16 protein-coding genes, 1 tRNA gene and 3 pseudogenes are annotated in these 21,691 nt (G+C 69.6%); 7 read left to right on the top strand and 13 right to left on the bottom strand.

Going from position 1 to position 21,691, the window contains the following annotated elements:
* Window positions 1–12: 12 nt before the first annotated feature.
* The 6 genes from ABD134_RS01025 to ABD134_RS01000 all read right to left on the bottom strand — a co-directional run bounded on the left by ABD134_RS01025 (window position 13) and on the right by ABD134_RS01000 (window position 9,966).
* On the bottom strand, window positions 13–1,065 hold the full coding sequence (locus ABD134_RS01025; RefSeq protein WP_344225892.1) for a dTDP-glucose 4,6-dehydratase: 1,053 nt from the start codon (window positions 1,063–1,065) through the stop codon (window positions 13–15).
* Entirely contained in the window at window positions 1,062–2,180 is a 1,119-nt protein-coding gene (locus ABD134_RS01020) for a Gfo/Idh/MocA family protein (protein ID WP_344225890.1), read from the bottom strand. The genes ABD134_RS01025 and ABD134_RS01020 overlap by 4 nt, the downstream gene beginning before the upstream one ends.
* Window positions 2,180–3,802: a sugar transferase gene (locus ABD134_RS01015; RefSeq protein ID WP_344225889.1), complete on the bottom strand. Its 1,623-nt coding sequence runs from the start codon at window positions 3,800–3,802 to the stop codon at window positions 2,180–2,182. The genes ABD134_RS01020 and ABD134_RS01015 overlap by 1 nt, the downstream gene beginning before the upstream one ends.
* Window positions 3,803–4,192: 390 nt before the next feature.
* Window positions 4,193–6,850 carry a LuxR C-terminal-related transcriptional regulator gene (locus tag ABD134_RS01010; protein WP_344225887.1) on the bottom strand — a complete coding sequence of 886 codons (2,658 nt, stop codon included), beginning with the start codon at window positions 6,848–6,850 and terminating at the stop codon, window positions 4,193–4,195.
* A complete protein-coding gene (locus ABD134_RS01005) occupies window positions 6,847–9,420 on the bottom strand; it encodes a helix-turn-helix transcriptional regulator (protein ID WP_344225886.1) in 2,574 nt (857 codons plus the stop codon). The genes ABD134_RS01010 and ABD134_RS01005 overlap by 4 nt, the downstream gene beginning before the upstream one ends.
* 471 nt (window positions 9,421–9,891) lie before the next feature.
* Window positions 9,892–9,966 (bottom strand) — tRNA-Gln (locus ABD134_RS01000).
* 198 nt (window positions 9,967–10,164) lie between these two features.
* Between ABD134_RS01000 and ABD134_RS15515 the strand changes: the two are divergent.
* The 6 genes and pseudogenes from ABD134_RS15515 to ABD134_RS00975 form a co-directional block, all read left to right on the top strand.
* Window positions 10,165–10,392, top strand: a pseudogene (locus ABD134_RS15515) (UGSC family (seleno)protein); the annotation flags it as partial.
* A gap of 74 nt (window positions 10,393–10,466) precedes the next feature.
* Window positions 10,467–10,844, top strand: a complete 378-nt coding sequence (locus tag ABD134_RS00995; RefSeq protein WP_344225884.1) for a hypothetical protein — start codon at window positions 10,467–10,469, stop codon at window positions 10,842–10,844.
* On the top strand, window positions 10,841–11,455 hold the full coding sequence (locus ABD134_RS00990) for a hypothetical protein (RefSeq protein WP_344225882.1): 615 nt from the start codon (window positions 10,841–10,843) through the stop codon (window positions 11,453–11,455). The genes ABD134_RS00995 and ABD134_RS00990 overlap by 4 nt, the downstream gene beginning before the upstream one ends.
* Before the next feature lie 103 nt (window positions 11,456–11,558).
* A complete protein-coding gene (locus ABD134_RS00985) occupies window positions 11,559–12,440 on the top strand; it encodes an SDR family NAD(P)-dependent oxidoreductase (RefSeq protein ID WP_344225880.1) in 882 nt (293 codons plus the stop codon).
* A gap of 221 nt (window positions 12,441–12,661) precedes the next feature.
* Complete coding sequence (locus tag ABD134_RS00980; protein ID WP_344225878.1) at window positions 12,662–12,811, top strand: hypothetical protein; 150 nt, start codon at window positions 12,662–12,664, stop codon at window positions 12,809–12,811.
* Between the two features lie 186 nt (window positions 12,812–12,997).
* Window positions 12,998–13,504: a periplasmic substrate-binding domain-containing protein gene (locus ABD134_RS00975; protein WP_344225876.1), complete on the top strand. Its 507-nt coding sequence runs from the start codon at window positions 12,998–13,000 to the stop codon at window positions 13,502–13,504.
* Between the two features lie 4 nt (window positions 13,505–13,508).
* Here ABD134_RS00975 and ABD134_RS00970 read toward each other — a convergent pair whose 3' ends face one another.
* The 6 genes and pseudogenes from ABD134_RS00970 to ABD134_RS00945 all read right to left on the bottom strand — a co-directional run.
* Window positions 13,509–15,377 carry an ABC-F family ATP-binding cassette domain-containing protein gene (locus tag ABD134_RS00970; protein ID WP_344225874.1) on the bottom strand — a complete coding sequence of 623 codons (1,869 nt, stop codon included), beginning with the start codon at window positions 15,375–15,377 and terminating at the stop codon, window positions 13,509–13,511.
* The gene (locus ABD134_RS00965; protein WP_344225872.1) at window positions 15,378–16,346 is read right to left on the bottom strand and encodes a 4-(cytidine 5'-diphospho)-2-C-methyl-D-erythritol kinase; all 969 of its coding nucleotides are present in this window, start codon (window positions 16,344–16,346) and stop codon (window positions 15,378–15,380) included.
* Window positions 16,343–17,266: a 16S rRNA (adenine(1518)-N(6)/adenine(1519)-N(6))-dimethyltransferase RsmA gene (gene rsmA, locus ABD134_RS00960; RefSeq protein ID WP_344225870.1), complete on the bottom strand. Its 924-nt coding sequence runs from the start codon at window positions 17,264–17,266 to the stop codon at window positions 16,343–16,345. Before rsmA ends, ABD134_RS00965 begins: the two co-directional genes overlap by 4 nt.
* Before the next feature lie 104 nt (window positions 17,267–17,370).
* Window positions 17,371–18,369, bottom strand: a complete 999-nt coding sequence (locus ABD134_RS00955; protein ID WP_344225868.1) for a resuscitation-promoting factor — start codon at window positions 18,367–18,369, stop codon at window positions 17,371–17,373.
* Between the two features lie 187 nt (window positions 18,370–18,556).
* Complete coding sequence (locus ABD134_RS00950; RefSeq protein ID WP_378108488.1) at window positions 18,557–19,573, bottom strand: TatD family hydrolase; 1,017 nt, start codon at window positions 19,571–19,573, stop codon at window positions 18,557–18,559.
* A 138-nt stretch (window positions 19,574–19,711) separates the two neighbouring features.
* Window positions 19,712–20,683 (bottom strand): annotated as a pseudogene (locus ABD134_RS00945) (alpha/beta fold hydrolase); the annotation flags it as partial.
* Window positions 20,684–20,896: 213 nt separating this feature from the next.
* On the opposite strand from ABD134_RS00945, the gene ABD134_RS00940 reads away from it, so the two are divergent.
* Window positions 20,897–21,511 carry an arsenate reductase/protein-tyrosine-phosphatase family protein gene (locus ABD134_RS00940; RefSeq protein ID WP_344225866.1) on the top strand — a complete coding sequence of 205 codons (615 nt, stop codon included), beginning with the start codon at window positions 20,897–20,899 and terminating at the stop codon, window positions 21,509–21,511.
* Between the two features lie 35 nt (window positions 21,512–21,546).
* Here the strand turns inward: ABD134_RS00940 and ABD134_RS00935 are convergent.
* Window positions 21,547–21,691: pseudogene (locus tag ABD134_RS00935) on the bottom strand (aminoacyl-tRNA hydrolase); the annotation flags it as partial.

The raw sequence follows: 21,691 nt of genomic DNA, 5'->3' as shown, positions 1-21,691 counted from the left end.
CAATCCGATTGCTCACGTCGGCACCGACTCCTCAGACCAGTTCGTTGCTGAGACCTGGTCCAGCAGTTCGTCCGGACTTTTGCCGCAGGTGCGAAACCACTCGACCAGATCGCTGATGCCGGCCGAGAAGTCCTGGGTGGGGCTCCACCCGGTCAACTCGGTCATTCGTCGGTTGTCCACGATGAGCCGCCGAACATCACCAGGGCGATCCGGCAGCACCTCTGGCACGAGATCGGAGCGCCCCACGGCCTCAGAGATGAGGTCGCACAGGGATCTCATACTGACCTCCCGCCCCGTGCCAAGATTCACGGTCTCGCCCACAGCCTTTTCGCACTCTGCCAAGGCCATCAGGCCAGCAGCTGTATCGAGTACATGCATGAAATCTCGGGTCTGCTCCCCGTTGCCGAACAACACCGGAGCTGTTCCTCCCAGGAGACGGACGATCGTGCGTGGGATGATCTCGCCACTGTCACCCTCGTGGTGGCTCCGTGGTCCATAGGTGTTGAAGGGGCGGGCCACAATAGTCGGCACGCCGTACGTTCGATACATGGCCCGCGAGTACGCCTCACCTGCAAGCTTCCCTGCCCCATACACCGTTTCCGGCCAGGTCGGATGGCGTTCATCCATGGGCGCGTACTGTGCTGTGCCGAAAACCTCACTGCTGCTGACGTGAACGAGTAGCCGAACCCCGGCGTCACGGGCAGCCAAGCCTACGGTCAGGGAACCCTCAGCATTGACTGCATGGTTTTCCTCAGGGGAATGAAGACTGTGCCGAACGCCCAGGCAGGCGAGGTGGAAAACGATGTCGGCATGAGTGCAGACGGCGTCCATCGCCTCTCTGTCCCGGACATCGGCAACCTTCAGCGCGAATCTTTCATCGCCATGCCAGTGCTGCACGTTGTTCTCTGACCCATTGGCAAGATTGTCAACCACCGTGACGGCGGCCGGGGTCCGGTCTCTCAGGAGCGCATCCACGAGATGGCTTCCGATGAAGCCAGCTCCGCCAGTGACGACAATCCGGGCACCGTCAAGGATGCTCCTGTCAGTGGATTGGACAGTTTTCACAGTGCAGGCTCCATCGTTGTGTACTTGGCGGCATCAGAGGAGTTGCCCCCGCCCAGCAGGGCCTTCGCTCCACCGGCGGCCAGGGAGGCGCTGGCGGCCTCCAGCACGGCGAGAACCCGCAGCGCGGAACTGCCGTCGGTGGGCGCCGGCTGTTCCTTGCGGATGGCCTCGGCGAAGGAGGTGACCATCAGACCCAGGGGCTCGAACTCGGACAGCGCCGGTGACCAGGTGTCCCCCAGGCGGTAGGAGATGGCTGCGCCCTTGCGGGAGGCGGCGTCCCCGAAGACCTGCTCCTGGCGCCCCAGGTCCACGCCACGGTCGAAGATGCTCAGTCGCTGCTGCGGATTGAGATCGTCCCAGACGAGGGTCTTCTTGCTGCCGCCGACCACCATCTGCCGGATCTTGGTCGGGGACAGCCAGTTGACGTGGACGTGGGCCAGGGCGCCGTTGGTCAGCGGCAGGGCGAGGTATCCCACACAGGACTTCCCGGAGCGCAATGGGTCGGCCCCCTGGGCCGAGACGGCCACCGGTTCCAGGCCTCCCGGAAGGATGAAGTCCAGGATGGACAGGTCGTGCGGGGCCAGGTCCCAGAAGACGTCCACGTCCGGCTGGACCAGGCCAAGGTTGATGCGGACCGAGTCCACGTAGAGGATCTCGCCCAGCTCGCCGGAGGCTATGAGCTCCCGGATCTTGAGCACGGCCGGGGTGTAGCAGTAGGTGTGGTCGGCCATCAGGACGGTTCCGGTGGCGCGGGCGGCCTCCACCATCTCGCGGCCGCGCTCGGTGGTGTCCGCCAGGGGCTTCTCCACCACCACGTGCTTGCCGGCGGCGATCGCCTGCATGGCGATCGTGTGGTGGGTGCGGGCCGGCGTCGCGATGGCCACGGCATCCACCGCGTGCTCGGCGAGCAGCTCGTCCACGGAGGTGACCACAGCCGGCTCGCCGGTCTTCCGGGCCAGCTCCTCGGCCCGTTCGCGGTCCATGTCACAGATGGCGACCAGCTCCCAGTCGGAGCTCATGGCGAAGTTCCGGGCCAGGTTGGGGCCCCAGTAGCCGGCGCCGATGACGGCGACGCGGAGGGCGGGGTTGACGGTGGAATCGGCGGCGATACTCATCAGTACGCTCCTTCGGGTTGGATCATGACCTTGAAGGTGCGCCACATGATCTGAAGATCGCCCGTGACGGACCAGTTCTCGACGTAGTAGAGATCGAGGCGGACGCTTTCGTCCCACCCCAGGTTGGAGCGGCCGTTGATCTGCCACAGACCGGTGAGTCCGGGCTTGATGAACAGCCGGCGACCCTCGTGGCCGGCATACGCCGCCACCTCGTCCGGCAACGGGGGCCGGGGGCCGACGAGGGACATGTCCCCCTTGAGCACATTCCAGAACTGCGGCAGCTCGTCCAGCGAATGGTGCCGGAGCCAGGTGCCGATGCGAGTGACCCTCGGGTCGTCCTTCAGCTTGAACAGCGGTCCCGCGCCCTCGTTGGCGAGCACGAGCGCGGCCTTCTGCTGCTCGGCGTCCGCCCGCATGGTGCGGAACTTGTACATCCGGAACGGTGCACCGCGGCGTCCGGTGCGGGTCTGGGCGAAGAACACCCCGCCGGGCGAATCCCGGTGGATCATCAACGCCAGGACCCCGAAGAGGGGCAGCATCAACAGCACCGCCACGGCGGAGACGGCGATGTCCATGGTGCGCTTGACCAGATGGCGTCCGCCGTCGAAGGTGGGCTGCGCCACATGCATCAGCGGCAGACCCTCCACGGGGCGGACGCTGATCCGGGGGCCGGCCACATTAGTCAGCGAGGACACCAGGATCAGTTCGGCCCGGGATTCCTCCAGGGACCACCCGAGATCGCGGATGGCCCGGTTCCCGCCGGTCAGCGTCCCGGCCACGATCACGGCGTCGGCGTGCAGGCGTGCCACGGCGGAAGTGACGTGGTGGGTGCCGAGGAAACTGGGGGTGTGACGGGAGGCGAGGGAGGTCTCCACCTCGTCCTCGGACGTTGCCTCCCCGTCCAGGACCACCCCAACCACCCGGTAGGCGGCACCGGACTTCCGCTCGATCTGGCGCAGCACGTACTGCACGTCGGCCGGTTGACCGACTACCACGACGTCGGACAGCGCGCAGCCGTGGATGCGCCGCCGGTGCAGCCACACACGCCAGAGCCATCGGCCCGCCAGCAGTCCGGCCAGCCCGGCCGGGAAGGCGATGAGGAGGAAATACCTGCCCCCGGTCCCGCCCACCAGCAGGGCCAGGATCGCGAAGAGCCCGGCGGTGGCTGCCGTGGCATCGACGACCCGCTTGTATTCGGTCGCCCCCACGGCCATGCTCCGTGCCGAGCGCGTCCGGAACAGTTGCAGCATGCCCACCCACAGCAGGGTGACGACGCCGGCCACCACGGCGGCGGGCCGGTCCGGGTCCGTGAAGGCGAGCGCGGAGGCATGACCGCCCAGGGCCGCGGCCAGGACGACCAGGACCACGTCGGTCATGAGCACGCTGCGCCGGTAGCGTTCCCGCCAGTAGGCCGCAGAGTCGGTGCCGGGCAGCCGGAGCGTGACCAGCCCGTCCACTGTGCCGCCGGGAGGGGCGATGCGGTGTCCGCCAGCGGGCGCCATCCCCACAGTGGTGCGGAAGGCGCGGAAGGGATTGCGCAGCGAGTGGCGACGAGAGGACTGGGGCACCGCGTCGGCGGCGGGATGGTGTGGTGCGATCACGCGTTCAGTGGCCTGTGACATGATCACGTCCCGAGCCCATGCCGGCGCGCGGCGAGAACGGATACAGCATTGGATCTCCCACCGGAGGTTGGTGCGGGAGCCACCCATGAGCGTGGCGAAGGACGGTAGACGACCGTTCAGCAAGGCCGGGGATGGCCTGCCGTTCGGACACCTTGAGCGTAGGTTTGGGGACCCCCGTCACACACCCGTATCCGTCTACTCGACTTGCCTCCGTGGACCGAGTGCAGGGCACTTGCCCGCTCCCTACGGACACCCGGCAGCCACGTGGAATGACGCCGGCCACACTGGTGTGTCCGTCAACGAGAGAGGCACCCGTCCCCCCAGATGGGGGACGGGTGCCTCAACGGGTGCCTCAGGAGGTCCGGAATCCGGGCGCGCCCATGCTGTGCTTCAGAACTGGAGTTCGCGCAGTTCCGACCGATCGGTGATCCCCAGCTTCGTGAACACCCGATACAGGTGTCCTTCCACGGTCCGCTGGGAGACGAAGAGCCTCTCCGCCACGGCGGCGTTGCTCAGCCCCTGCGCCGCCAGGTCCACGATCTCCTGCTCCCGCGCGGTCAGCTCACCCAAGGCCAGGGCTCCGGCGATGTACGGCGGGAACGCGACGCCGGCGCGGCCCTGCAGATGTTTGAGCCGCCGGAGCGCCTCACCACGGCGGCGCAGGTCGCCGGCGCGGTGGTGCAGCAGGATCAGCCGGGACCAACACAACGCCGCGGGCAGGACTGCGCCAGAGGCGGCCGCCTCCTCGGCCGCCTCGGCCAGTCCCCTTGGGTCCCCCGCCAGGGACGGGTCCAGTGCCCGCGCGATTCCTGCTGAGCGTGGTCCCTGCGTGGCCGTGGCGGTGCCGTGCAGCTCTTCGACGACGGCCTCGTCCAGGTCCAGGGGATCCCGCATCAGGATGAGACTGAGCAGGATCTCTCGCCGGATGATGGGGTCCTGCTCCAGCCGCGGGTCCTCGAGAATCCGGCGCCACAGGGGTGGGCCCAACTCCGCGGCATCCGGATTGCGGTCCTCAGCGATGCTGAACAGGGCCAGGGACCACAGCCAGCGGCTCTCCGGGCCGCAGGGAATCCTCACCGCACGCTCCTCGGCAGTGGGGCTGGGCAACCCCACGGTGACGGCGGCCCGTTGCGGTGCCAGCAAGGCCTCGGCGAACGGGAGCATCTGGGCGGGATCGTGGTTCCGCAGCTCCACGACGGCGTCCTCCAGCCATGTCGAGCCCTGCAGCGGCGTCCCGTCGGCCGTCTCGGCCAGGTGCTGCAGGACGAGGACGGTGCCGGACCGCTGATGCCACTGGCGTGGCTCCAGGCTCAACTGGTCCGACAGGACCGCCATGGCCCGGTCCGTGTACCCCGCCGTGATGTAGGCGAGCACCAGGTACACCAGGGCATCCAGTCCGAACCGGGCCGAGAAGCCCGGGACGGTGGACGCGAGTTCGTAGGCCCGCTCCGCGGCCGAAATGGCCACGTCCGCTTGTCCGGCCATGGCCAGGGCGTCCGCCTGCATGAGCAGCATGATGGCCCGGGTGAAGTCCGGGGTCTCCGGATCATCCACCAGGAGCTGGGCCTGCTCCAGCAGTTCGGGCCGGTGTAGGTGGACGGCGTCGTTGACCAGCATGTCCACCATCGTGGCCAGGGACGCCGGCGTGACCGTGTGCTGGGGCAACCGCTCCCGGAGCTCGGCCATCAAGGCGGGCAGAGCAGCCCAGGGGTTGGGGGCCTCCCCGGTCCGCACCCGGTTCAGGGCCAGCAGGCTGAGCGCCTCCAACCTAAGGTTCGGATCCGTGGTGCGGACCGTCAGTTCCTCCAGCTCCGTGCTGGCCGCCCAGGTCCGTCCACCCACGAGCATGAGTTCGGACACGAGCAGGGCCGCCCGTGGATCCTGTGACTCGGACAGGAGGGGGAACATGGCGCGGGCCGTGGGCCAATCCTTGACCTGCAGGGCGCGGTAGCCGGCGTCCATGATCTCGCTGAGCGGCACAGGCTGTCCGCATTCCAGCGCCCAGAGAACGCTGCGGGCGGTCCGGTGTTCCGAAGCATCGCCGCCCGCGGCGTGCCACCTCTTGTACAGCTCGAAACTCCACCCCGGTGGGATGCGGGCCCGCAGCACCTCGGCGTGGATGGCCGCCGCCAGGCCGACCGTGTCCGTGGACTCCCCCGCCCGCAGGAAGCCGGCGTTGAGCAGGTCATGGACGTGCTCGCCCGCCACAGCCCTCAGAAGGGACCGCGGAGCCCACCCGGCCAGGGCCACGAGGTCGAGTGTCTCGCGTTCGCCCGGCAACAGGGAATCATGCATGGCCTCCACCGTGTCGATGAGCCGCCCATCCGGATCCGGCGCGGCCCGCAACAGCATCCACGGCGCCGGCCGTCCGGGCAGAGCCGCACCCTTCGGAGACCGCACGAGGATCCCCTGGTCATGCGCGGACGCCAGGTAGGCGTTGATGAGCCGGGGATTGCCCCCGGTCATCCCCCGAATGGTCCGCACGGCAGCCTCGGTCAGCGGCCCGCCCAGGACCCCGGTGCACTGCCGCCGGACCTGCTGCAGGTCTGCGGGCTCCAAACGGATGGTACTCAGCACACCGGTGTCTGCCAGGGCCGCGATGCCGGACTCCCGCCCGAGTGATCCGGTTCCGATCGTCAGCAACGTGGCGGCCCGGTTCTGCACGAGCTGGGCCAGCACGAAGGCGCTGGCCGCGTCAAGGTGCTGGACGTCCACCACCACGATGACGGGGTTGGGCCCAAACTGCTGCAGGGCACGCAGCACCGCCACGGGGGTGGTCAGGTTGGGCAGTGTGGCCAACAGGGGCGTCAGGGCCCCGTACGGCACCTCGCGGAGTGTGGGGCTGCACTGGACGGTCTGCACGTCAGCCGTGCGCCCGCTGATCTCCAGGGCTGTCTGGACGAGCGAGGACTTGCCCATGCCGGGACCGCCCAAGATCACGGCACCGGCGAAGCGCTCTCCCTGCAGGACGTCCACCAGGATGTCGACTTCCGGAGTCCTGCGCGGCAAGGTCCGCGGCGGAACGCGGCCGGTGGCGGGTGCGGTCATGACGCGGTCCCTTGCGGGGCATGCGCCGCAGCCAGTCGGGTCAGCTCGGTACGGCCCTTCAGCTGCAGCTTGGCGTAGATCTGATAGAGGTGTCCCTCCACCGTCCGGATGGAGATCCCGCTGATCCGGGCGATCATGGCATTGCTCTTGCCCGCCACCACGAGCCGGGAAATCTCCTTCTCCCGGCGGGTCAACTCGGCCATCCAGTCCGGCTCGCCCTCCAGGTCCTCGACCTCCGCACCGCTCTTGCGCGCTGCGGCGGCCGCGGTCTCGGCCATCCGCCGCAGCTGGGCCTGCGGCAAGTCCTTCAGCAGGGGTGAGCCAATGCGCTCGAAGTGCGCCGCATACCCCCCCGCCGCGAGCTGCTCCAGGGACCGGTACAGCAGCTCCTGATCGTCCTCGAGCACCGAGCGGGCCATCAGCAGAACCGGTGCGGAGGTGAGCGTCTGGGTGCCGGCCGCCGCCTCGGCCAGCCGCGGTGCCAGCCACATCTCGCCGAACTGGAAGGCGCTGGCCACCGCGAAGAACTCCACGGCGTAGAGCCCGTCGGCGGCAGCCCGGTCCGCAAGTGCCAGGATCCTCGCCGTCCGTGCCCGGGTGGAGTGCATCTCACCCGTGGACCAGGCCAGGAACAGTTCGGCCAGCCAGCCCAGCCGCCCCAGGGACAGTGCCGCCGCCGCGCGCGGATGTCCCTCCGCGCGTGCGTCCAGCAGCCGCGAGGGGTCCGCTCCGGACGGATCGTTTCGATCGGTGGCACAGAAGGCTTGGATGGCGAGCGCCAGCTGTAGGTCCTGTGGTTGGCCTGCCACCTCGAGTTGGGCCGCCACCCGTGAGGCCCGTTGCTCGGCACGGTCCCGGTACCCCGTCGTGGCGTCCAGGGCGGCGATGACGAGATCGGCATACAACACCGCATGGGGGTTTCCATGCCTCCCGGCCAGGATCGCCTCGGCCAGGTCCCGGCACGGCTGGGTCTGCCCGCAGGTCAGCAGGACGGTCAGCATGGACTCGGCCATCACGGCCCGCTCGTAGGGACTAAGCACGTCGTTGATGATCCCCAGCGTCCGGAATCCGGTGAGTTCCCGGTCGAGCGAGACCAGAAGGTCTAGGGCGCCGGCCTGATCGTCCGCCAGGGCCAGCGCCTCGGCGCGGATGGACTTGGCGCGGAAATGGATGGCCTCACTCGTGAAGAACACCCCGCCGGCGTCGAGCAGTTCAGGACGGTGTTCAGCGGGGACCACCTCCAGGCGGGCCAAGGCCTCGCGGAGGTCTCCGCGGGCCACGGCCAGGGCCGCGGCCTGCACGCTGAGCAGGGCAGAGGACTGTTCCGGCGAACGCCGGATCGCTGCCTCGGCACCGTCCAGGTCTCCCACCACGGCCCGGGCCCGGGACTCGGCCCAGGCCAGGTGGACCCGGCCAGTGGCCAAGGAGGCCCGCGGGCGGCTGCCCGAGGCCCGATCGACGTCGGTGAACAGGGAGATGGCCCCTTCGGCATCACCGATGGCCACCAGATCCTGGGCCGCCCGGAGCACGCTGAGGTACCCGGGGTCGAGTGACTCAAGGGTGCTGGCCAGCTCACGGTGGCGGTCGGGTTCGATGGCGGCCAAGATCTCGGCCGCCTGCACGGAGGTGACCAGGGCCAGCCGGCCGCTGTGGCCGTTCCTGATCTCGAGCACCCGCTTGTCATCGAGCTCGTCCAGTTCGGCGGCGAAGCCCGTGTGGATGAGGTCACCGACGCGCATGGGCCCGCAGATCGCCAACATCTCCAGCAGTGCTCGCTGGCGCACCGGAAGGTCACGCAGCACTGCAGTCGAAGCCCCTCCCGAGGTGGAGCGGGGCAGTGGCCCCGGGGTGAGGACCCAGCTGGAATCGATGCGCCGCAACTTCCCGGACACCACGCAGTCCCGGGTCAGCTGCCGCAACCGGTGGACGGATCCCGTGCTGTGCTGCCACAGCACGGTCGAAGCAAAGCGAGACACGGTTCCCCCGAGCACCTCTTCGATCAGGCCGTGGCTCGCCGTGGGGGTCAGCGGCCAGACCATGATCCCAGCCAGGGTCCCCAAGCGGCGGAGGGCCGCCAGATCGACGGGGACCTCCGTCGGCCGGTCGCAGTGCACCACTAGGGTGATGCGGTTGAGCTGGGACAGCTGGGCCAGGACGGTAATGGTGTCCGGATCGATCTGGTCCGCCTGGGACACGATCACGATGGCCGGCTGCTCTCCGGGCGAGCGCAGGTAGTCGGCCAGGGCCCAGACCATGCCGTGGATCTGCGCCGGCGGCGCCTCGTTCAATCCCGACAGCAAGATGGCCAGGGCTCCGTACGGGGTGGCCGCCGCGAAGGGGCTGCCGTGGAGCCGGAAGACCGCCCGGTTCGCACTGACCCCTGAGAGGGCCGATTCAATGGTCTCGCGGCGATCACCGAGTTCGCCGGTCACAATGGCCCCGCCAGCACCGTGGCCGGCCAGGATCCTGCCGAGGGCCCGGGTCGCTTCGTCCGGGGACTCCATCCAGCGGCCGTCTGCCCCCGAGTCCAGCCAGGAGAGGTCGAGCGGCGCCACATCGGGGATGGCCACGGCACCGGACGCCGACTGTGCCGACAGTCCCCTGGGGTGGGTCTCCGGTGCCGGGCCAGTACGTCGGGGCGGGTCGTGCTGGTCTCTCTCGTCTTGCTGGTCTGCATGCGGCCCGGTCGTGAGTCGTTCGGGCGCGATGGATGGGGACGGGGAGGGAGACGGTTGCATGTTGTGAGCTTCCATTTCAGTACTGTCCATCCGGAGGGGGATCCGGACGAACCGCAGGGTGAACGGCGGTCCAGGGGCGGGGATGCCTCTAGCCACCACATCCTATGGAGCCCCGGCATGGAGGGGAAGGCTCGCCCACTGCAATGCGGTCTCCCGCGGTGAATTCAACCCTCGGATTTAACCCTTGACATCGGGCCGGAACAATGCCGGAGCCAATTCTCCGTGCTTTTCTTCCTGGCTTTTCTCCATGGCTCGTCCTGGCCGAGCGGCAAGCGTCCGCACCGTGGGAGGCACGGGCACGCGTGGTTCCGCCCATAGGATTCGAACCTATACTGCACAGCTCCAAAGGCTGGCGTGCTGCCGTTACACCAGGGCGGACCGGCCGACGATGACCCATCGCGAGGACCAGCAACATATTCTTCCACAGTGTCCGGACCTGTGCAGACGACGGTGGCACACGCAGGTCTTCCATCGCTTGGAATCCACCGCACCGGGAGCCTCCGCCCCGGTCATAGTGGCCAGACGAGACTGTGGCAACTGCCGCGAGGATGGAGGAAGCCATGACGGCCGGGATCTTTGACCCCACCATCAGCAGCATCAGGAGGAGAGGCCGGTCCGGCGGGCCGACCACGGCCGTGCAGCCGATCGCTGTGCCTCAGGTGGATTCGCTCCGCGGCGTACGCATGGGCCTGCTGGAGAATACGAAACGCATGCAGCGCCGCCGCAGTGGCAGACGGCATCGCGTTGGTGGAGCGGGGAATACCCGTGGCGGTCCTGTGCACGGAGGCCTTCGAGGTCACGTCACGTGGGAGGGCCACACGGCCCCGGCGGGCACCACAGCCCCGGAGCCTCGGCTGGATCCCACCGCCTCCCGAGCCATGGCCGAGTACCTGTTCGACCGCGGGTGGTCGGACGGCCCGCCCGTGCTGCCGGCCACGCAGGACGTGGTCGAGGAGTTCCTGCTCCACACCGACCGGGACCCGGACGAGATCCTGGCCGGCCTGCCCCACCTGGACCACCACGCCACCGTCCGGGACATCGCCCTGCACGCCGCCATGGCCGGGTGCCGTCCGGAGTACCTGCCTGTCGTGCTGACCGCCTGGGAGGCCCTGTCCCATGAACGGGCCGCCCGGGGTGGTGGCTGGCACTCCACCAGCGGGCTGGCCCCCCTGGTGATCGACTACGGTCCGATCCGCACCATCTGGGGGTCAACTCGAACGCCGGGGTGTTCGGTCCGGGGTTTGGGGCGAACATGACCATCCCGCGCGCCCTGGGCCTGACTGTGCGCAACGGCTTCGGCGTGATTCCGCAGCAACTGGAACAGGCGACCCAGGGTGTCCCGGGCCGGTGGTTCCACTGCGTGGGTGAGGATGAAGAGTCCAGTCCCTGGGCACCGCACAGCGCCGAGACCGGAGTGCCGGCCGGACGGGATGCCGTCAGCGTGGTCCAGGCCCGGACCAGCGAGCTCATCGACAACCGGTCGTTCCGCAGTGCCGGGGAGCTCTTACGAGACCTCGCGGACACCCTGCAACGGATGGGGCCCTGGATCTTCCGCAGCAGTTCGGCCGTCCTCGTCCTGAACCCGGCGCACGCCCGGGCCCTCCACGACGAGGGCCTGTCGAAGCAGGACGTCCGCCAGAGGCTGCTCGAGCAGGCCGGCCATACCGAGGCCGATCTGGCGGCCGCGGGCAAGGGCCTGAGTGACAGCTCCTTCGGCCCCTTCGCCCCGGACCACTTCCATCCGGCCGTCACCGACGCCACCACGGCCGCACTGCCAATCGTGGTGGCCGGATCCTCCAACGCGGCGATCTCCATGGTGGTCCGGGTGTTCAGCACCTGGTCGGGACGGTCCTTCTCGGTGCACTGAACGGCCCACACCGACCCAAGCCGTCTCCTTCGCCCTATTCATCCCACTCATCTCGCTCGCGCCCCGCGCACACCCACTCGTCCCGAACCCAGGAGCACCCACCGTGTCCACCACCGCACCCAGCACTAGCGCCGGCACCGGCACTCAAACCACACCCTGGTCCGCCGCCGTCCAAGACGAGATCGCGCAAACGGAGCAGATCCCCTGGCTCGCCGGCAAGACCGCCGTCGTCGCCGGTGGTGGCCTGAGCGGGCCTGAGGGGGGCGTGGGTTTCGCCATGGCCTGGCTCTTCTCCCGGGCCGGCGCACGCATCGCGGTGCTGGACCGGGACCAGGAAGCGGCACAACGGACAGTGGACGCCATCCGGGAGGCCGGGGGTCAGGCCAGCCGCTTCGCCGTGGACCTCACTGATGAGCCCGATGTCCTGACCACCGTGGACCAGGTGCTGGCCGAGTACGGATCCATCGACGTGGTGGGCAACTCCGTGGGCGGCGGCGGCATCACCGGCATCTTCGAGACCTCCCTGGAGGACTACCAGCGGGCCTTCGACGTCAACCTGGGCACCGCGCTGCTGCTGATGCGCGCCGTGCAGCCCCACATGGCATCCGGCGGGGCCATAGTCCACGTGTCCTCAGGAGCGGTGGAGGGCCGCGGCCCCGGATTGCCCTACACGCTGGCCAAGACGGCCCTTGAGAAGCTCTGCGTCGGCGCGGCCGCCACCCTGGCCCCGAGAGGCATCCGCGTGAACTGCATCCGGGTCGGCATGATCTGGGGTGCCTTCGCCGCCCGCGGCATGACCCAGGAGCGCCGCGAGCTGAGGGCCGGCAGCGTGGCCCTGCGCACCGAAGGCAACGTCTGGGATATCGCCTCCGCCGCGCACTTCCTGTGCACTCCCGCCGCCCGGTGGATCACCGGCCAGGTCCTCCCCGTGGACGGTGGCGGGACGGTGGCCCCGAGCGCAGGCCAGGCTGGATCCACGTCCTGACGGTCCGCTCCAGTACGCTGCCGCGGCTTTGGCTTCGGGCTTTCATCCGGCGGAAACCCGCCGGTAGGCACGACGTCGGCTCCTAACCGTGGCCCACCCACCACTGGTGCGTCCCGCGAACCCTGCCTCGCGCTCGCCACCATCCTCCCGGCCTCCGGCATCCGCCGATCCGGTCCGATGGCGGCGCACCACAACCGGGTGGCACCGGAGGACTGACCGAGATGAACCAGAACCCACCCGTCGACATCCAAAGCGTGCGAGACCGCCTCCGCGATACGGCGCCCGGACACCCGAAGCGCATGGCTGCCGCCCGCGTCCCGTCCCTGCTGGACGCGTTCGCCCACCGGGGCGAGCCGCTGACGCTCTCCTAGATCGCCCGCCGTGCCGACCTGAGCCTGACCACCACCCACCGCCTGACCCACGAGATCCGGGAATGGGGAGGGCTGGACCTTGACGAGGAGGGTCGGTACTGCCTCAGCCGCAAGATCCTTGAACTGGCGAGCGCCTCCATCAATGAGACCCAAGACGAGGCTGGATTCGAGCTCGGAGCGGACGGGATGCGGTTCACGCTGAACGTCCGGTACATCAACGAGCTCTCGGACGTGGCCGCCACCGTGGAGATGGCCCAGTCCATGCTGGAGGAGGTCGGCATCGGCATCGAGATGCAGGGCACCTCGGGTGCGGTCTTCACCGAGAAGGTCTACACGGAGAGCGAGTTCGACCTGGCATTCCTGCGCTCGACCGTCGGCGCGGACCCCAGCATCGGGATCGTGCGCTGGTACGAGTGCAATGACCAGAAGGCAGCCGCGGCCAATCCCTCCGGCCTGTGCGATCCCGAGATCGACGCGGCCGCCGCCGAGGCCCTGGCGACCTCCGTCCAGGCCGAGCGCGGTGTGGCGTTGACGGCCCTGCAGGACCGCGCCGCCGAGGTGATGTACTACGCGCCGCTGGCCTGGTTCAACGGCGCCTTCCCCACCATCAACACCACGCGCTGGCAGGGTCAGGATGAGCCCACGCCGATGACCAACCGGATGCCGTGGACCACCATGACGATGGAGGGATAGGCTCCTAGCCTTCGGCGACCTCGCCGGCCTCGAGCCAGGCCATCTCGGCCTCGTCCTTGCGCTCGTGCAGGTCCTGCAGCTGGGCGTTGGCCTCGGCCAGGGCGCCGAAGTCGCCGGCCGCGGACAGGGTGGCCATCCGCTCGTGCAGCACAGCCTCCTCCTGGGCCATCCGGGCCAGCTGCTTCTCGAGCTTGGCGGCCTCCTTGCGGGCGGCCCGCTTCTCGGCCTCGCTGACGCCGCCCGATCCGGCGGATCCCTCCCCCGCCCTTCCGCCGCCGGCCCCGGAGCCGGCGGCCCCCGCACCGTGTGCCCCGGTGCCGGTCCCGCCGAAACCGGCCCCGCCGGTTTCCTGGGTCGCACGCAACTGCAGGTACTGCTCCACACCCCCGGGCAGGTCACGGATCCGCCCGTCACCGAGCAGGGCCAGCTGATGGTCGGTGACGCGTTCGAGCAGGTAGCGGTCGTGGGACACCACGACCAGGGTGCCGGGCCAGCCGTCCAGCATGTCTTCGACGGCCGCCAGGGTATCCGTGTCCAGGTCGTTGGTGGGCTCGTCCAGCATGAGCACGTTCGGGGAGCCGACCATCAGGCGCAGCAACTGCAGCCGGCGGCGCTCACCTCCGGAGAGGTCCGCCACCGGCGTCCACTGGCGGGAGGTGCCGAAACCGAGTTGCTCCAGCAGCTGTCCCGGGGACAGGTCCTTACCGCCCACGTGGAAGGAGTTGCCCTCCTGGGCCATGACCTCGGCCACGCGCAGGTGCCGCACCTCGTCGAGTTCCGTGACGTCCTGGGTGAGGATGGCCGTCTGCACGGTCTTCCCGCGGCGGATCCGGCCGGAGTCCGGGGTGAGCTGGCCGTCGAGCAGCCTCATCAGCGTGGACTTGCCGGCGCCGTTGACGCCCACGATCCCCACGCGCTCGCCGGGTGCCAGCCGCAGCGTCACGTCGTCGAACAGCGTGCGGCTCCCGCCGCCGTCGGGTACCGGGACGGAGTAGGTGACGTCCTCCAGGTCCAACACGTCCTTGCCCAACCGCGCGGTGGCCATCTTGGACAGGGAGACGGAGTCCCGGGGCTCGGGGACGTCCGCGATCACGGCGTTGGCGGCCTCGATGCGGAACTTGGGCTTGGAGGTGCGGGCCGGGGCCCCTCGGCGCAGCCACGCCAACTCCTTCTTCACCAGTTGCTGGCGCTTGCCCTCGATCACGGCGGCAGCGCGGTCCCGTTCGGCGCGGGCGAGCATCCAGGCCGCGTAGCCGCCGTCGAAGGGTTCCACCGTGGCGTCGTGGACCTCCCACGTGCGGGTGCAGACCTCGTCGAGGAACCAGCGGTCGTGGGTGACCACGAGCAGTCCACCGTCCGTGGCGCGCCAGCGGGTCTTGAGGTGTTCGGCCAGCCAGGCCACGCCCTCCACGTCCAGATGGTTGGTGGGCTCGTCCAGGAAGATCAGATCGTCGCTGCCGGCCAGCAGCCGGGCCAGTGCGGTACGACGGCGCTGGCCGCCGGAGAGTGTGCCGACGGTGCGGCCCCAGTCCAGTCCCCCGAGCAGGCCGCCCATGACATCGCGGACCTTCGCGTCGGAGGCCCAGACATGATCCGGGACGTCACCGACCACGGCGTGCTGCACCGTGTCCTCGGAGTTCAGGTCGTCCCGCTGGTCCAGGACCCCCAGGGTGGTGCCGCCCCGGCGGGTGACTCGGCCGTCGTCAGGATCCTGCTGACCGGCGAGGATACGCATCAGGGTGGACTTGCCGTCACCGTTGCGGCCGACGAGGCCGATCCGGTCCCCCTCGTCCACGCCGATCGAGACGGATTCGAGGACAGTACGCGTGCCAAAGGAGATGCCGATGTTCTCGGCGCCGAGCAGATGAGCCATTTACAGCACTCTAGCCCCGTGGACCGGCCCGTGGACGGCCACGGCGGCCACCCCGGTGCGGTCCTCGATGCGGGCGGCCAGCTGGAAACTCTCCTCGGCGTTGCGGGCCAGGAACATCACGGTCGGCCCCGAGCCGGAGACCTGGCCGGCCAGGGCCCCCTCCTCGAGCCCGACGTCCAGCATCTCGGAGAGCTCCGGCACCAGGGTGGAGGCGGGGACCTGCAGGTCATTGGCGAGCAGCAGGGCCAGCTCCTCGGCGTCACCGGACGTGAGCGCGTGGACGAGCTGGGGATCCACCTCGGGGTCTGCCTCGGGCATCGGCAGCCCGCCCTCCTCGCGCAGCTGGTCCAGCAGCCCGTAGACCTGTGGGGTGGGGAGTCCGGTGGTGGCGGGCACCAGGACCAGGTGCACCGGGTGCCGGGCCAGCAGCGGCGTGAGCTCGTCGCCCACCCCGAGCCCGACGGCGGCCCCGCCCATCACGGCGAAGGGCACGTCCGCGCCCAACGGCGCTGCGATCTCCGCCAGGGACTGCCGGGACAGGCCGGCGTCCCACAGGGCGGCGCAGGCCAGCAGTGCGGCGGCGGCGTCCGCCGATCCGCCGCCCATGCCCCCCGCCACGGGGACCTGCTTGGTGATCTCCAGGTGCACACCATGGGTCTGCGGGTCCCGGGCCAAGTGCTCCCGCAGGCGCAGCGCGGCCCGGGCGGCGAGGTTCGAGGAGTCCACGGGAATGGCGTCCGGGTCCACGAACGCGCTGGACTGGTCGGAGAGGGACACCGTGATCTCGCCGTCCTGGCGGGGGGTGGCCGTCACCTCCTCCAGCATCGAGACAGCGAGATAGACGCTCGCCACCGGGTGGTAGCCGTCCATCCGCGGGGTGCCCACGCGCAGGGAGAGGTTGACTTTGCCAGGGGCCTGCGCCGTCGCGTGACTGAAGAGCCGGGTGGTCGAGGGGGCAGGAAGGCTCACAGGCCGGCTCCTTCTGTGGGGGTCTCGGTGGCGGAGCTGTCCACGCGGTGGGCGGCGATGCGGGCGAAGTCCTCGATGCCGAGCACCTCACCGCGGGCCCGGGGGTCGACTCCGGCAGCCCGCAGGGAGGCCTCGGCCGCGGCGGGCGAACCGGCCCAGCCGGACAGGGCAGCCCGTAGCGTCTTGCGGCGTTGGGCGAAGGCGGCGTCCACCACGGCGAAGACCTCCTGACGGCTGGCCGTGGTCTCCGGTGGCTGGCGCCGGGTGAAGGCCACGAGCCCGGACTGGATCTTGGGGGCCGGCCAGAACACGTTCTTGCCGATGGTGCCGGCCTTGCGGACGGAGGCATACCAGGCGGCCTTGGCCGAGGGCACCCCGTACGTCTTGGACCCCGGGCCGGCAGCGAGCCGGTCCGCGACCTCCTCCTGCACCATGACGAGGCCGTGCTCCAGCGAGGGCAGTTCGGCCAGCAGGTGCAGCAACACGGGCACAGCCACGTTGTAGGGCAGGTTTGCCACCAGGGCGGTGGGAGGGCCGGAGGCGGATGCGGGGCGGGTTGCCTCGAGTTCAGCGGCGGAGACGTGCATGGCGTCGGCCAGCACCACGGCCAGGCGTCCACCGGCCCCGGGCCGGAATTCCTCGGCGGTGCGGGCCAGCCGTCCGGCGGGCACCGGGTCGATCTCCACGGCGGTGACGGCCTCGGCGGCGTCCAGCAGCCCGAGGGTCAGCGACCCCAGGCCGGGGCCGATCTCGAGGGCGTGCTCGCCGGAGCCCGTGCCGGAGACGGCCGTGATCCGCCGGATGGTGTTGGGGTCGATCACGAAGTTCTGCCCCAGGGTCTTGGTGGGCCGCAGGTCCAGTTCCGAGGCCAGGCGCCTGATGTCGGCGGCGGAAAGCAGGGGGGCGTCGGGTACGGTCACACGGTCCATCCTACGTGGGGAGGAGACGCCAAGGGCCCGCCGGGGCGGGCCCTTGGGGATAACGGCGTCCTGCTGACGCCGGTGCAGCGGTGCGCGTCAGAGGCTCAGCGCAGGCCGAGCTGGGAGGAGCAGTGCGGCCAGTGGCCCCAGCCGCCGTTGGCCCGCAGCTTCTCGGCGGTGGCGATCTGCTCGGCCGGCGTGGCCTGGTGCGGCAGCGGCGCATACTGGGTGCCGCCGGCACCGGCCCAGGAGGAGGCCGAGAACTGCAGGCCGCCGTAGTAGCCGTTGCCGGTGTTGATGGACCAGTTGCCGCCGGACTCGCACTCGGCCAGGGACTGCCACACGCCGGACGTCGGCGCACTGGCCTGCGAGGCGGACGAGGTGCCGGACGTCTCAGACGAATCGGACGGCTCGGACGGCTCGGACGAATCGGCGGAACTGGCGGCGGAGCGGGTCGGCTCCGGCTCCTTGGTCCCGACAGCGATGCGGCGTTCGACCGGTTCGCGCACGATCTCGGTGGACGCGACCTCGCGGTCGGTCTCCTCGCCGTCCACGGTGGTGATGCTCCAGGTGGTGGTCTTCTCGCCGGGGGTGCCGGCAGCCAGGACGGAGGTCTCGCCCTCGGCCAGGTCCTCGTCCTCGACCTCGACGGTCTCGAACGGCACCTCCTCGGAGGTGCTCTCGGTGCTGGTGGCCACCCGCTGGACGGTCACGTCCACGTCCTGGGTGATCTCGGTGTCCAGAGCCGGTGAGACCTGGTCGTCCTCGTCGAAGGACACCTCGTTCTCCCGCAGCGCCTCTTCGATGGTGGAGGCGTGGGTGGCGAAGGTCGTGGTCTTCCCGCCGGCGGTCACGGTGACGACCTTCGGCAGCTCCACGGACACCTGGGATGCGCGCTCCAGCTGGAGGACGGACTCACCGAGGCCTTCGCCCGGTGCCGTCCCGTCCTGACCGGCGGAGACCTGGCTGGCGGTCTGCGCCGAGGCGGTGGCCTCGGCGCCGCGCTGGGTGGCCACGAAGGCCACGAGGCCGCCGACCACCAGGGCCAGGGCTGCTACTTGGGCGATCACCTTGGCCAGGCGACCCTTCATCACTCGTGCCATGTATGTCCAGACGTTGTCATCTCCGGTCACGGGACGTCACGGCCAATGGCACAGGCACAGTGAACGGCCCGATCCGGCCAATTGAGGGACAACAATAACGGCAAGATAACAAAGATCTCAAATTGATCACGGGAGCTGGCGTGTCCAGGGTCTCCCCCGGCGCACGCTCGGGAGGCGAAAGCGCTGGTCAGAAGTCGCCGTAGACACGCCTCGTGTTGTTCGCCACAGCCGACGCCAGCACGTCCGCCTCCAGCCCGCGCGTCTCGGCCATGCCGCGCAGGGTCAACGGCACCAGGTAGGGAGCGTTGGGGCGGCCCCGCCAGGGATGGGGGGTCAGGAAGGGGGCATCGGTCTCCACCAGGAGCAGGTCCTCGCGGGCCTCGGCGAGCGCCGCACGCAGGCCGTCATTAGCCTTGAAGGTCACGGGACCGGCGAAGGACATGTACCAGCCGTGCTCGTTGCAGATCCGGGCGAGGTCCGCATCACCGGAGAAGCAGTGGAACACCACTCGGTCCGGACGCTGCGGGGTGTCCAGGAGGATCCGGACCACGTCGGCATGGGCGTCCCGATCGTGGATCTGCACGGCCTTGCCCAGGCGGTGCGCCAGGTCCAGGTGCCAGCGGAACGCCTCCTGCTGGTCCTCCACCCCCTCGGGACCCGTGCGGAAGTAGTCAAGCCCGGTCTCCCCCACGGCGCGCACCCGGGGGTGGGTCGCGAGCGTCTCGATTTCGGCCAGAGCCGCGTCCAGATGGCCACGGGAAGCCAGCCGGGCGGCATCGTTGGGGTGGATGGCCACGGCCCCCAGCAGCCGGGGCTCGGCCTCGATGGCGTCGATGGTGAAGCGCGCCGACTCCACGTCACAGCCCACCTGGATGGCTCCGGCGACCCCGGCGGCGGCCGCGGCGTCCATCGCCTGGTGCACGTCCACGGAGACAAGGCCGTCGCGGAAGTCCAGGTGGGTGTGGTTGTCCACCACGGGCACGCCCAGCGGTTCCGGCGCCGGCGGGTACTCCAGCCGGCGCTGGCGCTTGGACTTCTCCTCGTGTGGTTCCCGACGCCGGCCGGCGGCCGAGCCATCCGGCCCTCCTGCGCCGGTGGCCGGATCGGCAGGCTGCTCGACGGAGGGCGCCGGCCGGTAGGCCTCGGGGACGGCGGGATCGTGAACGGCGGACGGTGCGGGTGTTTCTGAGGCCATGTCCTCCATGCTGGCACATGGGGGATCTGGGCCGATGCTGCGCTCCCGCTGACGGGACGGGACCGGACCGCCCCGAGGTCCGGGAACGCAGACATCGGTTGCGTCGAGGTGGCTCGTGACCGCCGTCATCACCACGGGCATATCAGGGTATGGGAACGAGTGTCCTGCGTCTTTCAACCAAAGACCGGAGGCCGACGGGATGGCTGCGGCGAGTCGATGGCCGTGCTCGATCGGCAAGAACGCATCAGCGTCTCCGTGAATCACGAGGGTAGGGGCCGTGATCGTCCCCAGAAGTGGGGATCGGGATCGGGTCACGGTGACAGCAACCTGGTGCTGCAGCAGTGCGCGGAGGTTGAGTCCGTGTCGTTCGCGCAGGTCGTAGAGAACGATCCTGGTCCACTCTTCCACGTCGACGGATGCGTCTCCGCCTTGCGCGATCAGCCCTGCCAGGAATCCCTTCACGAGATTCGCTTCCCCGCCGAGTAGGCGGTATCGCAGCAGTGGAAAGCCCGCTAGTGCTGATTGGATCAGCGACCAGGTCTGAGGTCCCGGCATCGAGGTGTCGGTTGGGTCTGCCGATGTTGACATCAGGGTGAGGGAGAGAACTCGCCCGGGATATGCGATCGCGATCTCCTGGGCGACGAACCCTCCGAGGGAGAGCCCGAGCACGTGGGCGCGATCGATGCGGAGCTCGTCGAGGACGGAGATCGCATCGTTCGCCATGTCGATGAGCGAGTACGGATGCTTCCGGTTCCAGCCCGTCATCCTGCTGGATGCGCCGGTGCCCCGATGGTCGTACCTGACCACGCGGTATCCCGCGGCCGACAGGGTTCGCAGGAATACAGGCGGCCAGAACAACGAACCCACTCCGAGGGAAGAGTTGAGCAGTACAACGCCCTTCTCCGCGCCGGCAGGGGGGATGGACTCGTACCAGATCCGGGCCGCGCCAGACTGGGCGTACCCCGATGTGCCGTTGAGGACTCCCTCCACGGGGCCGGCGCGGATGCGGTCGATCGTCCTCTCGGTACCGGGCGGCAGTCGAGGCCCTCGCCACGCCAGAAGTGCTGCGAGGCCGGCGAACCCCAATGCCCCCGACGCCAGCACCACCCACTTCTTCATCGGCTCAGCATAAGCGGCGACCTCGGCTCACGTCCTTACCCCTCGCCCGGGCCAGAGCCGGCACCATCCTGATGCCATCGGTTCATCTACCGGCCGGAAGCCGGGATGGACCGCCGGGCATTCGCACCTCCATCGCCGGCGGCATTCACTACTATGGACAGTCGGGGCACGTCCCTTCACGGCGCCCTCCACCTTCGAAAGGCCCCCTTCAGCATGACCGATCAGCAAGCCACCGTGCTCTTCGTCTGCACGGGCAATATCTGCCGCTCCGCCTACGGCCACCACCTGCTGGCCCGGGAGCTGGATCAGGCTGTCCCCGGCAGCTACGCGGTCGTCTCAGCGGGCACGCAGGTCAATCCGCGGCTCACGGTCCCGCCCCAGATCCATGCGCTCGAGCGTGCCGCCGGCCTGCGGGCCTTGCGGGAGCACTCACCGTCCCAGGTCAACGGCCGAAAGGTGAAGGAGGCGGACCTGATCGTTGGCGCGACCTCCGAGCATCTGGCAGCCGTCCTGCGGGAGACGCCCGGGGCGCTCAACCGGTCCTTCACCATGCTGGAGTTCGGGGCGGCCGCCGCAGCGCTGGCGGCGGGGACGCTGCCCGCCTGGACTGGCCCCACCTCCGCGGACGCGACCCTGCCGGAGCGGGTCCGCGAACTGGCCCGCCACCTGTCCCGGCACCGCCCGGCCATCCGGGGCTCGTTGGACTCGATCGACCTGCCGGACCCCTATGGCCGTGAGGACGAGGCGTACCCGGCCATGGCCGAGGCCCTGGAGCCGGCCGTGGACCACATGGTGCGGCTCCTGGCAGACGTGGCCCGCCGGAACTGAGGAAGCCGATGGCGGCACCCATGCCGCACCACTGCTCAGCGGGTCGGCGCGGGATGGAACTTCTGCTGGGCCTGCTCCAGGGACGCGGTGGCCAGTTCGACCACGGCATCGGCCGCCCGGTCCAGGTGGAGGGGCAGCAGCTCGCGCTCGGCGGCGCTGAAGGGCCGCAGAACGAAGTCG

The organism is Citricoccus alkalitolerans (assembly GCF_039528175.1).
In the GTDB taxonomy this organism is placed as follows: Bacteria; Actinomycetota; Actinomycetes; order Actinomycetales; family Micrococcaceae; genus Citricoccus; species Citricoccus alkalitolerans.
Note: the sequence above shows the minus strand (reverse complement) of the source record. Positions and strands in the feature narration are given on the sequence as shown.